The 12348-nt window shown below is 67.7% G+C and carries 11 protein-coding genes; 2 read left to right on the top strand and 9 right to left on the bottom strand.

What is annotated here, in order from left to right:
• Positions 1–7: 7 nt before the first annotated feature.
• From AC1DYP_RS12125 to rpsB, 7 genes are all read right to left on the bottom strand, one after another.
• The gene (locus AC1DYP_RS12125) at positions 8–1213 is read right to left on the bottom strand and encodes a 1-deoxy-D-xylulose-5-phosphate reductoisomerase (RefSeq protein WP_477046540.1); all 1206 of its coding nucleotides are present in this window, start codon (positions 1211–1213) and stop codon (positions 8–10) included.
• On the bottom strand, positions 1210–2058 hold the full coding sequence (locus AC1DYP_RS12120) for a phosphatidate cytidylyltransferase (RefSeq protein ID WP_477033900.1): 849 nt from the start codon (positions 2056–2058) through the stop codon (positions 1210–1212). Before AC1DYP_RS12120 ends, AC1DYP_RS12125 begins: the two co-directional genes overlap by 4 nt.
• Entirely contained in the window at positions 2036–2815 is a 780-nt protein-coding gene (uppS, locus tag AC1DYP_RS12115) for a polyprenyl diphosphate synthase (RefSeq protein WP_477033901.1), read from the bottom strand. Before uppS ends, AC1DYP_RS12120 begins: the two co-directional genes overlap by 23 nt.
• A gap of 44 nt (positions 2816–2859) precedes the next feature.
• Positions 2860–3426, bottom strand: a complete 567-nt coding sequence (gene frr / locus AC1DYP_RS12110; RefSeq protein ID WP_477033902.1) for a ribosome recycling factor — start codon at positions 3424–3426, stop codon at positions 2860–2862.
• A 25-nt stretch (positions 3427–3451) separates the two neighbouring features.
• Positions 3452–4189 carry a UMP kinase gene (pyrH, locus tag AC1DYP_RS12105; RefSeq protein ID WP_477033903.1) on the bottom strand — a complete coding sequence of 246 codons (738 nt, stop codon included), beginning with the start codon at positions 4187–4189 and terminating at the stop codon, positions 3452–3454.
• Between the two features lie 199 nt (positions 4190–4388).
• The gene (gene tsf / locus AC1DYP_RS12100) at positions 4389–5327 is read right to left on the bottom strand and encodes a translation elongation factor Ts (RefSeq protein WP_477033904.1); all 939 of its coding nucleotides are present in this window, start codon (positions 5325–5327) and stop codon (positions 4389–4391) included.
• A gap of 158 nt (positions 5328–5485) precedes the next feature.
• Complete coding sequence (gene rpsB / locus AC1DYP_RS12095; protein WP_477046539.1) at positions 5486–6430, bottom strand: 30S ribosomal protein S2; 945 nt, start codon at positions 6428–6430, stop codon at positions 5486–5488.
• A 333-nt stretch (positions 6431–6763) separates the two neighbouring features.
• Between rpsB and AC1DYP_RS12090 the strand changes: the two genes are divergently transcribed.
• Positions 6764–7414, top strand: a complete 651-nt coding sequence (locus AC1DYP_RS12090; RefSeq protein WP_477046538.1) for a haloacid dehalogenase-like hydrolase — start codon at positions 6764–6766, stop codon at positions 7412–7414.
• A gap of 217 nt (positions 7415–7631) precedes the next feature.
• Positions 7632–8132 carry a cupin domain-containing protein gene (locus AC1DYP_RS12085; protein ID WP_477046537.1) on the top strand — a complete coding sequence of 167 codons (501 nt, stop codon included), beginning with the start codon at positions 7632–7634 and terminating at the stop codon, positions 8130–8132.
• A gap of 238 nt (positions 8133–8370) precedes the next feature.
• On the opposite strand, the gene AC1DYP_RS12080 is transcribed toward AC1DYP_RS12085, so the two are convergent.
• Together AC1DYP_RS12080 and dnaE are read right to left on the bottom strand one after the other, a co-directional pair.
• Positions 8371–8721 carry a GFA family protein gene (locus AC1DYP_RS12080; protein ID WP_477033908.1) on the bottom strand — a complete coding sequence of 117 codons (351 nt, stop codon included), beginning with the start codon at positions 8719–8721 and terminating at the stop codon, positions 8371–8373.
• A gap of 180 nt (positions 8722–8901) precedes the next feature.
• Complete coding sequence (gene dnaE, locus AC1DYP_RS12075) at positions 8902–12336, bottom strand: DNA polymerase III subunit alpha (RefSeq protein ID WP_477046536.1); 3435 nt, start codon at positions 12334–12336, stop codon at positions 8902–8904.
• Positions 12337–12348: the final 12 nt, after the last annotated feature.

Genomic DNA, 12348 nt, shown 5'->3' with positions numbered 1-12348 from the left:
CTCGTCTTCAGTTTGGACGGCGAACTTGACCGACAACCTCGGCCGCAATGCGGCGAGCCGAAGCGTCCGTCATCATCGCGCTCTCGAGGGCGTTGTCGTCGCTCTGAGCCAAATTTCCTAGGCCGTTCATGCGCTCAAGAGTCCCCGCCACCGCGCCGGCAATATCCAGAAAGCCGATCTGGCGGTCAAGGAAGGCCGCGACGGCCACCTCGTTGGCGGCGTTCATCGCCGCCGGCGCCCCTCCGCCCAGGCGCAGGGCCTCGCGGGCGATGGCGATCGACGGGAAGCGGTCCAGGTCCGGTTCTTCGAACGTCAGCTGGCCGTAGGCGGCCAGATTCAGGGGCTTGGCGGGCCAGGACAGGCGCTGGGGCCAGGAGAAGGCGCAGGAGATCGGGCTGCGCATGTCCGGCGGGCCCAGCTGGGCCAGGGTCGAGCCGTCGGCGTATTCGACGAGGCTGTGGATCACGGACTGCGGGTGGATCACGACGTCGATGCGCTCTTGCGGGGTCTCGAACAGGTACGATGCCTCGATCATCTCGAGGCCCTTGTTCATCATCGTCGCGGAATCGACCGAAATCTTGGCGCCCATCGACCAGTTGGGATGGGCCACCGCCTGCTCCGGCGTGGCCAGGGCCATGGCCGCCTTGTCCCAGGTGCGGAAGGGTCCGCCCGAGGCCGTCAGGATCAGGCGCGATACCTGGTCGATACAATCGCGCTGCAGCACCTGGAAGATCGCCGAGTGCTCGGAATCGACGGGAATCACCGAGCCGCCGGCCTGGCGGGCGATGGCCAGCAGGGCCGGACCGGCGCAGACTAGGCTTTCCTTGTTGGCCAGGGCGATGACCGCGCCCGTGCGGGCGGCGGCAAGGGTCGGGGCCAGGCCCGCCGCGCCGACGATGGCCGACATCACCCAGTCCGCGCCCATGGCGGCGGCTTCGGAGACGGCGGCGGCGCCGGCGGCGGCCCGCACGCCGGAACCGGCCAGGCGTTCGCGCAGTTCGGGCAGGCACGTCTCGTCGTCGATGACCGCGACCTGCGGCTTCCAGCGCAGCGCCTGCTCGGCCAGTTTCTCGACGTTGCGGCCGGCTGTCAGGGCCAGGATCTCGACGGCGACCTCGGCCTGTTCGAACAGGTCCAGCGTCGAAACGCCGATGGACCCCGTCGACCCCAGCACCACCACCTTGCGGGCCCTACCCTCGCTTGTGGGGGTCAAGGCAGCCATCCCCACTGGTCGAGCAGTCGCGCGCCGGCGACCACGATCGCGGCGAACATCAGGCCGTCGACGCGGTCGAGCATGCCGCCATGGCCGGGGATCAGGTCGCCCGAATCCTTCACGCCGAACCGGCGCTTGAGCATCGATTCCCAGAGGTCGCCGGCCATGGTGGCCAAGCCGCCCAGCAGGCCGATCGCGGCCGCGACGGGCCAGGGCAGATGCAGGTCGGGCAAGGCCGGAAGCGCCTGGGACAGGGCCACGATGCCGACCGCGCCCAGCGAGGCGGCGACCAGACCGCCGAAGAAGCCCGACCAGGTCTTGTTGGGCGAATAGCGCGGCCACAGCTTGGGGCCCTTCAGCAGGCTGCCGACCGCGAAGGCGAAGATGTCGGCGAACCAGGTCACCGTGAACAGCAGCAGGGTCCAGCTGAGGCCGGCGTCCATGCGGCGCAGCCAGATCATCGCGATGACGGCCGGGGCGATGTAGATCACGCCATAGGCGGCGTCGGCCCGGCGCTCGACGGCGCCGCGCGCCATCAGGGCCGCGGCCAGGGCGCCGGCGATCACCACGGGCCAGGTGATGTAGTAGTGGCCGAGGAAGGCGACGATCACCGAGATCGCCACGGCCGCGCCGATGGCCACCGCCACGCCCAGCGCGGCGCGGCGGGCGCTCATCTCCGCCCACTCCCGGGCCAGGAGCGCCACGCCGACCAGGATCAGGCCCAGGAACCAGACGTTCCCGAACCACACGGCGGCCACGACCGTAGGCACCAGCACCGTGGCCGAAGCGACACGGATCCGCAGGTTGCTCCAGTTAAAACGTTTAGCCGGCGACGGCGACGTCATCGACGGCGATACCTCCATAGCGACGGTCGCGGCTGCGATACTCCGTCAACGCGGCGGCCAGGTGTTCGGGCCCATAGTCCGGCCACAGAACGTCCTGATACACGAGTTCGGCGTAGGCGCATTCCCAAAGCAGGAAATTCGAGATCCGCTGCTCGCCGCTGGTGCGCACGATGAGGTCCGGGGCCGGCGCGCCGGCGGTGGACAGGTATTGTTCGAACACGGCCTCGTTCATGTCGGCGGCCCGGGCCTCGCCGCGCTCCACGGCCTCTGCGAAGGCGCGGGCGGCGTCGGCGATGTCGGCGCGGCCGCCGTAGTTGAACGCCACCTGCAGCAGGAAGTCGCTGTTGTGGCTGGTCCGGCTCTCGGCCCGATCGATCACGGCCAGCACGTCGGCGGCCAGGCCCGTGCGGCGGCCGATGATCCGAACCTTCACGCCCTCGCGGGCCAGGCGCTCGAGATCGGACTCCAGATAGGCCTTCAGCAGGCCCATCAGTTCCGACACCTCCTGCGGCGGCCGGCTCCAGTTCTCGGTGGAGAAACCGAACACCGTCATCACGCCCACGCCCAGGTCGGCGGCGCCTTCGACGGTCCGCTTCAGGGCGTTGACGCCGGCCCGATGGCCCAGGACGCGCGGCAGGTTGCGCCGCTTCGCCCATCGGCCATTGCCGTCCATGATGATGGCCACATGCAGAGATTGCCCCGACTTCGCGCCCCCGGGGCGCGTCGAGACATTCTGCAGGCCGGTCGTCGGCGCCATGCGCTTCAGCCTTCCCTCATCGCCCCCCACAACGCAGGTCGATGCTAAACCTGCATGATCTCTTGTTCTTTGGTTTTCAAGGCCTCGTCGATGCGTTTGATGGCCTCGTCGGTCATCTTCTGGACCTCGGTCTCCATCTTCTTCAGCTCGTCTTCGCTGATGACGGAAGCCTTCTCGGCCTTCTTGAGGTCGTCGTTGGCGTCACGACGGATGTTGCGGACCGCGACCTTCTGGGCCTCGGCATATTTGCCGGCGATCTTCGACAGATCCTTCCGGCGCTCTTCCGTCAGAGGCGGGATCGGGATGCGCAGGTTGTTGCCCTCGACAACCGGGTTCAGGCCCAGATCGGAATTGCGCACGGCCTTCTCGACCGCCGCGACAACGCCCTTGTCCCAGATGTTGACGTTGATCTGGCGCGGCTCGGGCACGCTGATCGAGGCCACGGTGTTGAGCGCCACCATCGAGCCGTAGGCGTTGACCATGATCTGGTCCAACAGGCTGGACGAGGCGCGACCGGTGCGCAGACCGGCGAAGTCCTCTTTCAGGGACAGGACGGATTTGTCCATGCGGTCCTTGTAACCGGATAGGACGGGTTTTTCGGCGGTGGCCATGGCTTGGGCTCTCTTCGCTGGAAGTTTAAGCGGCGCGGTCACCGGAAACGACGGTGTGCGTTCCCTGCCCCTTCAAGACGTTCAGCAGGTTGCCGCGCCCCTTGATGGAGAAGACCACGATCGGAATGTTGTTGTCGCGCATCAGCGCCACGGCCGAGGCGTCCATGACCCGCAGGTCCTTGGCCAGGACGTCCATGTAGCTGAGCGTGTCGTAGCGCTTGGCGGCCGGGTCCTTCTTGGGATCGGCGCTGTAGATGCCGTCGACGCTGGTGCCCTTGAACAGGGCGTCGCACTGCATCTCGGCGGCGCGAAGGGCCGCGGCGGTGTCGGTGGTGAAGAACGGGTTGCCGGTGCCGGCGGCGAAGATCACCACCCGGCCCTTTTCAAGGTGACGCTGGGCCCGGCGGCGGATGTAGGGCTCGCAGACCGTGGCCATCGGGATGGCCGACTGCACGCGGGTGGAGACGCCGATGCGCTCCAGGGCGTCCTGCATGGCCAGGGCGTTCATCACCGTGGCCAGCATGCCCATGTAGTCGGCGCTGGAGCGCTCCATGCCCTTGGCCGCGCCGGCCATGCCGCGGAAGATGTTGCCGCCGCCGATCACCAGGCACAGCTCGACGCCGGACTGGACGATCTCGCGGATGTCCTCGGCCACCGATTCGACGGTCTTGGTGTCGATGCCGTAGGGCGTGTCGCCCATCAACACCTCGCCCGAAACCTTCAGAAGCACGCGGCGGTAGGGTCTGTGCTGAGGTTCGGACATGCGGAGGCTCTTCCTGAGTCGTCGGGACGCAACATAGTGCGCGTTCCGAAAAAGTGGGATCGGTTTTCCGGGCTGAAACCGGCCAGATCGCGTGCAGATGCGCGACCCGGGCGCAAAAAAGGCGCGGCGCGCGCTCGATGCGCGCCGCGCCTTTTCATAGGCGGTCCAGTCCGCCGCCCCTGAAGGCGGCGGAAGAGACTTAGGCTTGGCCGGCCATGGCGGCGACTTCGGCGGCGAAATCGCCTTCCGGAGCCTTCTCCACGCCTTCACCAAGGGCCAGGCGAACGAAGCCCTTCACGGTGAGCGGCGAGCCCAGTTCCTTGCCGGTCTCGGCGACCAGCTGCTCGACGGTCTGGTCCGGGTTCATGACGAAGGCCTGCTTCAGCAGCACGACTTCTTCCAGGAACTTGCGGATGCGGCCTTCGACCATCTTCTCGACGACGGCCGGGGGCTTGCCCGACTCGAGCGCCTGCGCGGTGAAGATCTGGCGCTCCTTCTCGATGGCGGCCTGGTCCAGGTCGTCCGGCGACAGCGACAGCGGGGCGGTCGCGGCCACGTGCATGGCGATCTTGCGGCCCAGCTCCAGGATCTTGGCCTGGTCGCCGGCGCCTTCGATGGCCACCAGCACGCCGATGCGGCCCAGGTCCGGAGCGGTCGCGTTGTGGATGTAGGACGACACCGCGCCCTGGGCGACGGTGAACTTGGCCGCGCGGCGCAGGACCATGTTCTCGCCGATCGTGGCGATCAGGTTGGTCAGGGTGTCGGACACGACGTCGCCGTCGGCGGTCTTGGCCGCGTTGATGGCGTCCACGCCGTCGTTGTCCAGGCCGACGGCCGCGATCTTGCGGACGGCGTTCTGGAACAGCTCGTTGCGGCCCAGGAAGTCGGTCTCGGCGTTCACTTCGACGGCGGCGGCGGTCATGCCGGCGCCGTCGTTGCGGACGGCGATGCCGACGAGGCCTTCAGCGGCGACGCGGTCGGCCTTCTTGGCGGCCTTGGACAGGCCCTTCTCGCGCAGCCAGTCGATGGACGCTTCGATGTCGCCGTTGTTTTCGACGAGGGCCTTTTTGCAGTCCATCATGCCGACGCCGGACTTTTCGCGCAGCTCTTTCACCAGCGCAGCGGTCACTTCAGCCATGAGTTCCTCCATTGAATATCGGAGCGTTTCCCACCGCGACCGGGTCGCCTTTTAGGAAACGCGTGAAACAAAATTACGACCGGGCTTGATAGCCCGGTCGCATGTCAGGTTCACGAAGACCGGATCGGGACCGAAATCCCGACCCGGCGATCGGAAAATCAGCTCGCGGCCGGCTCTTCGGCGACGGCTTCGATCGCTTCGGCGGTCGCTTCTTGAGCGGCTTCCGGAGCGGCTTCGACGGCCGGGGCCGCTTCGGGAGCAGCGGCGGCTTCAAACGCCGCTTCCTGTGCAGCGACTTCCTCGGCGGCGACCGGGGCGGCGGCGGCTTCAGCCACCGGTTCCGGGGTCAGTTCGCGAGCCAGGGTCGGTTCGATCGGAGCGATCGAGGCGCCCAGGTCGACGCCCGAGTTGGCTTGGCCGGCGGCCAGGCCGTCCAGGACGGCGTCGGCGATCAGGTCGCAGTACAGCTGCAGCGCGCGGGCGGCGTCGTCGTTGCCCGGGATCGGATAGGTGATGCCGTCTGGATCGCAGTTGGTGTCGAGGATGGCGACGACCGGGATGTTCAGCTTGCGGGCTTCCAGGATCGCGATCGCTTCCTTGTTGGTGTCGATCACGAACATGATGTCGGGGATGCCGCCCATGTCCTTGATGCCGCCCAGCGACAGCTCCAGCTTGTCGCGCTCGCGGGTCAGCTGCAGCAGTTCCTTCTTGGAACGGCCTTGGCCTTCGCCGCCCATGATGCCTTCGAGTTCGCGCAGACGCGCGATCGAGCCCGAGACGGTGCGCCAGTTGGTCAGGGTGCCGCCGAGCCAGCGGTGGTTGACGTAGTACTGGGCGCAGCGCTTGGCCGCGGTGGCGACCGGGTCCGAAGCCTGGCGCTTGGTGCCGACGAACAGCACGCGGCCGCCGGCGGCGGCGACTTCACGCACCTTCACCAGAGCCTGGTGCAGGAGCGGGATCGACTGCGACAGGTCGATGATGTGGATGTTCGAACGCGAACCAAAGATGTAGCGGTCCATCTTCGGGTTCCAGCGGTGCGTCTGGTGGCCGAAGTGGGCGCCAGCTTCCAAGAGCTGACGCATGGAGAATTCGGGAAGCGCCATGATAGGTCTCCTTCTTCCGGTTGAACCTCCGTGGACACCCCCGCTCCGACGATTCGGACCGGGACCGGAACGGTAACGACGGGATGTCTCCCCGGCGTCGCCGCACGTCCACGTGTGGAATGGCCGCGCAAATAGGCGTGAACGGACCAGAAAGCAAGCCCCAACGCGCGGGTTCGTGCCCCGTGCGGTCGCTTTCGAAGGCGATTTCGCGCCGGGCGGCCGCCTCCCCGCCCTGAGGCGAAACCGGCTTTCACCGCGTTTTATCCACAGACCGACACACCCTGCCCACAGGCGTGACACATGCCTGACAGGTTCGGACGCTAGGAGAAGGCCATGCTCGCGGTCTTCGATCTCGACGGCACTCTGCTGGATGGCGATTCCACGGCGCTGTGGCTGTGGGGCCGGGTTCGCCGCTCCGTTCCCCGACTTCTGGCCACGCTGCTGGTCGCCCCGGTCGCCATTCCGATGGTGATCGCGCCCCGCACCCGCCGGGCCGGGGCCTCGATCCTGCTGTGGATCGCCACGGTCGGGCTGTGCGAGCGCAAGCTGCGCGAGTCCTGCGCGGACTTCGCCGGCCAGTTCCAGGCCAAGACCCTGCCCTTGCGCTGGCGCGGGCAGGGCATGGAAACGCTCGACGAGCATCTGGCCCATGGCGACGAGGTGGTGGTGGTCACCGCCGCGCCGACCGTGCTGGCCCAGGCCCTGATCACCCCGCTGAACCGGCCCATCGTGGTGCTGGGCACCTCGCTCAAGCGCCGGGCCGGCGGCTGGGTGGCCGACGTCCATTGCCGCAACCAACGCAAGTGCCAGGCCCTGGCCGAGGCGGGCCACGGCAAGCGCTGGGCCTATGCCTACACCGACAGCCTCGACGACCTGCCGCTGCTGCGCGGGGCCGACGCGCCGATGATCGTCGGCTGCGGCAAGGCCGCCCATCGCCGCCTCAGCCGCGCCCGCCTGCCCAATTGCCGCGCCATGGCCTGGTAGGGGCGGCTTGACCCTCAGGGATGGTTAGCCGACGCGGTCAAATCCTCACCGTCTGGCGGAGGTGGCCTGGCGGGCCGGACGGGGCTAGCTTTGAATCGGCGGCGATGGCTCTCTCGGTCGCTCCGCGACACTCCCCCCGAGGGGGAGCAGCTAACGTAGGCGGAAGCGGCCATTCGCGTTTATGGTTCACGACCCAGGGAGAGCTGCGGTGAAGACAATGGCTAGAGCCTTCACGATCTGCGCGACGTCGTTGCTGCTTGCGCTCTCGTCAGGCGTCGCTTGCGCGCAGACGAGCCCTGCTCAAGCAACCGGCCCCTCCGGTTTCGCGAGCGGCGCGGATGTCCAAGCTCAACTACGCGAGATGCTCGCCACGATGAAACCCGACCAGGGGTTCATGTGGCGCCCTCTGGTTCGCGATGGCGCGACCGTGGCGGCGATCGAAATATGGAAGAAGCCGGGCCGCCCCGCCGTTCACCCCGCCGAAGCGGAATACGCAATCGTCCTGGAAGGTTCTGGCACGCTTGTTTCGGGCGGGGCCATGGCCGATTCAAAGGTCAAAAACGCCAACTTGATCGAGGGAAGCCAGATCGAGGGCGGTGTGACACGGACACTCGGCCCAGGCGACGTCATTCTGATCCCCGCGGGCGTACCTCACTGGTTCGGGATCACTGGCGACCGACTGGTCCTGCTGGGGATCAAATTGCCCGGGGCGAAATGACCGATCCGGCGGGAGCCCGCTGGCGCGCCATCTAACGGGTGTCTCGGACATCGCCTAGGGTTCCAGCAGGTGCCAGAAACCGACCCCGCCAAGGACCGGAAGGGGGCGGAAACGGCCACCGGCGTCCAGCCCGAAACCTGCCCCGTGGATCATGGCGCGAACCGATTGTCGGTGGCGGCCGACAGACGTGTTCGTGGCGGACAGCAAACTCGGGGATCAGGCTCGACTATGAATCGCCCTAGCGCGACTTGCCGTCGAACTTGTGCGGTTCCAGCGCGAACACGTCGACGTCGTCCAGGCAGCGGACATTGATCGCCGCCATCTCCGTCCCGTCCGGCCCGACGCCGCGGCCGAAGGACTCGATGCCGCAGGTCTTGCAGAACAGGTGCGCGATCTTGTGGGTGTTGAAGCGGTATTCGGTCAGGGCGTCCTGCCCCTGCTTCAGCTCGAACGCCGAGGCCGGCGCGAAGGCCAGCACCGATCCCAGCCTGCCGCACCGCGAGCAGTTGCAGGTGATCAGGTTGTCGAGCGAGACCTCGACCGCGTATCGCACCGCGCCGCACTGGCAGCCGCCTTCGTGTCTGGCCATGGCCTCTCTCCCTGATAGTCGCGCCAAAGCCCGGCGCGTGATGTGAACGCGAGCCGGTGGACCCGGCCTTCTCTTCAAGACGTAAGAAAGCGGCCCGAACCGACACCAGGCCAACCGATCTCAAGCGCAGTCAACGCCAAGGGCCGGAAGCCCGCTCCCAAGCGCCGTCGGGCGGCCATCCTAGACGTCTTCCAGCAGCGCCACGCCCGGCGCGGTCTTCAGGGCGCCGCGCAGGGCGGCGTCCAGGGTGTAGCGGCCGGGCAGCTTCATTTCGATCTCGCGGCCGCCGCCCAGGGCGGCGATCAGGCTGACCTCGCCGCCGCGCGGCGAAGCGGCCGGTTCCAGCCGCTTCCGCAAGGCCTCGATCTCGGTGGCCGAAGGCGACAGGTGCAGGCGCAGGCCCGCCACCATGTTCTCGATGGCCTTCTCGATGGGCTCGGCGTCGTCCCCGAAGAACCGCACCTCGCCGTCGCGGGCCTTGGCGCGAACCTTGATCGACACCGCCTTGCCGGGCTCCAGCACCTCGCGGCACTTGCGCAGGGCCTCGGGCGGGAACAGCACCTCGTATTCGCCGCTGGGATCCGACAGCGAGACGAAGGCGAAGCGCTCGCCGCTCTGCGAGGCCCGCTCCTGGCGGCGGCGGACCACGCCGCACATCCGGAAGGCCTCCATGCCGGCCTCGGCGCGCGGGATCACCTCGGTCAGCATGTGGGTGCGCCGGCGGCGCAGCACGCCGACCATGTCGTCCAGCGGGTGGCCGGTCAGGTAGAAGCCGACGGCGGCCAGCTCCTCGTCCAGCAGGTCAACCTGGCTCCAGGGCTCGGTCTTCTTGAGGCGCGGACGGCCGGCGGCCGGGTCGCCGCCGAACAGCGCATGCTGGCCGCCCTGGCGATCGGCCGCGATGCTCTGGCCGTGGGCGATCAGCACGTCGGCCGAGGCGAAGATCTGGGCGCGGTTCTTGGACAGGGAGTCGAAGGCCCCGGCCCGCGCCAGGTTCTCGATCGCCCGCTTGTTGACCAGCTTGGGATCGACCCGCTCGACGAAGTCGAAGATGTCGCGGAACGGACCGCCCTCCTCGCGGATGGCGACCAGGTGCTTCATCGCCTCCAGGCCGACGTTGCGCACGGCGCCCAGCGCGTACAGCACCTCGCCGTTCTCGACCTCGAAGTCGGCGCCCGAGCGATTGACGTCCGGCGGCCGCACGGTGATGTCGAAGCGCCGGGCGTCCTGGTGGAAGACCGCCAGCTTGTCGGTGTTCGACAGATCCAGGCTCATCGACGCGGCCAGGAACTCGACCGGCGTATTGGCCTTCAGCCAGGCCGTTTGATAGGCGATCAGGGCGTAGGCGGCGGCGTGCGACTTGTTGAAGCCGTAGCCGGCGAACTTGGCCACCAGTTCGAAGATCGAGCCGGACTGCTCCTCGGGGACGTTCTTGTCCTTGGCCCCAGCGACGAAACGGATCTTCTGGAGATCCATTTCCTCCTTCTTCTTCTTGCCCATGGCCCGGCGTAGAAGGTCGGCTTCGCCCAGGCTGTAGCCCGCCAGGATCTGGGCGATCTGCATCACCTGTTCCTGGTAGACGATGACGCCGTAGGTCTCCTTCAGCACCACCTCCAGCGAGGGGTGCAGGTTGTCGACGGGCTTTCGGCCGAACTTGCAGTCCACGAAGGTGTCGATGTTGTCCATCGGACCCGGGCGGTACAGCGAGATCAGCGCGGTGATCTCCTCGATCGAGCCGCAGCGCATCTTGCGCAGGGTGTCGCGCATGCCCTGGCTTTCCAGCTGGAACACGCCGACCGTCTGGCCGGAGGCGAGAAGCTCGTAGGTCTTGGTGTCGTCGAAGGGCAGCTTGCCCAGGTCGATGATCTCGCCGCGCTTGGCCAGGTGCTTCACAGCCCGGTCCAGCACCGTCAGGGTCTTCAGGCCCAGGAAGTCGAACTTCACCAGGCCGGCGCTCTCGACCCACTTCATGTTGAACTGGGTGGCCGGCAGGTCCGAGCGCGGATCCTTGTAGAGCGGGGTCAGCTGGGTCAGGGGCCGGTCGCCGATCACCACGCCGGCGGCGTGGGTCGAGGCGTTGCGGAACAGGCCTTCCAGCTGCAGGGCGACGTCCAGGCACGCCTTGACGTTGCCGTCCTCGTCGCGGGCCTGCTTGAGGCGCGGCTCGATGTCGATGGCCTGGGCCAGGGTCACCGGCGCGGCCGGGTTGTTGGGCACCATCTTGCAGAGCCGGTCGACCAGGCCCAGCGGCAGCTGCATCACCCGGCCGACGTCGCGCAGCACGGCGCGGGCCTGCAGGGAGCCGAAGGTGATGATCTGGGCCACGCGGTCGCGGCCGTACTTCTCCTGCACGTAGACGATCACCTCTTCCCGCCGCTCCTGGCAGAAGTCGATGTCGAAGTCGGGCATGGAAACCCGCTCGGGATTCAGGAACCGCTCGAAGAGCAGGCCGAAGCGCAGCGGGTCGAGGTCGGTGATGGTTAGCACCCAGGCGACCAGCGACCCGGCGCCCGAACCCCGCCCGGGACCCACGGGGATGCCGTGCTCCTTGGCCCACTTGATGAAGTCCGACACGATCAGGAAGTAGCCGGGGAAGCCCATCTTGATGATGATGGAGAGCTCGAAGTCCAGCCGGTCCCAATAGACCTGCTCCTCGACCGCCAGCTTATCCAGGGCGGCCAGGCGCATCTTCAGGCCTTCCCGGGCCTGGTGGGTCAGTTCCTCGGGCTCGCTGCGGCCGTCGCCGGTGGGGAAGCTGGGCAGGATCGGGTCGCGCTTCTGCACCATGAAGGCGCAGCGGCGGGCGATGTCGAGGGTGTTGTCGCAGGCTTCCGGCAGGTCGGCGAACAGCTTGCGCATGTCCTCGGCCGGCTTGAACCAATGCTCGGGCGTCACCCGCCGGCGCTCGTCCTGGCCGACAAACGCGCCGTCGGAAATGCACAGCAGGGCGTCGTGGGCGTCGTAGAGGGCGGGCTTGGCGTAATAGACGTCGTTGGTGGCGACCAGCGGCGCGTCGTTCTCATAGGCCCATTGGACCAGACCCGGCTCGGCGGCGGCCTGGCGTGGCAGGCCGTGGCGCTGAAGCTCGACATAGAAGCGGTCGCCGAACACCCGCTGCATCTCGGCCAGGGCCGCCTCGCCCTCGGCGGTCTTGCCGGCGGCCAGCAGGGCGTCGACCGGACCGTCGGTGCCGCCCGACAACAGGATCAGCCCCTCGGCGTGCGCGACCACCTTGGCCCAGGGCACCACCGGCTCGGCCATCTCGCCGCTTTCCAGATAGGCCAGGGACGAAAGTTCCGAGAGGTTCAGATAGCCCCGCTCGCTCTGGGCCAGCAGGGTGATGGTCGGCGTGCGGGCCCAGCGTTCGGTCGGCCCGGCCCCTACCCCCGAGACCGCCAGGGCGCAGCCGATGATCGGCTGGACCCCGTAGTCCTTGGAATAGACGGAATATTCCAGCGCCCCGAACAGGTTGTTGCGATCCACCAGACCCGCCGCCGGCATGCCGGCCGCTGCGGCCAGGCCCGGGATCTTGTCAGCCTTGATGGCGCCTTCCAGCAGCGAATAGGCCGAGCGCACGCGAAGGTGGACGAACCCCTGCCCTTCATTGCCCGACATCACCGCACCTCA

The sequence above is a fragment of the Caulobacter sp. P1_D6 genome (assembly GCF_056406095.1).
Note: the sequence above shows the minus strand (reverse complement) of the source record. Positions and strands in the feature narration are given on the sequence as shown.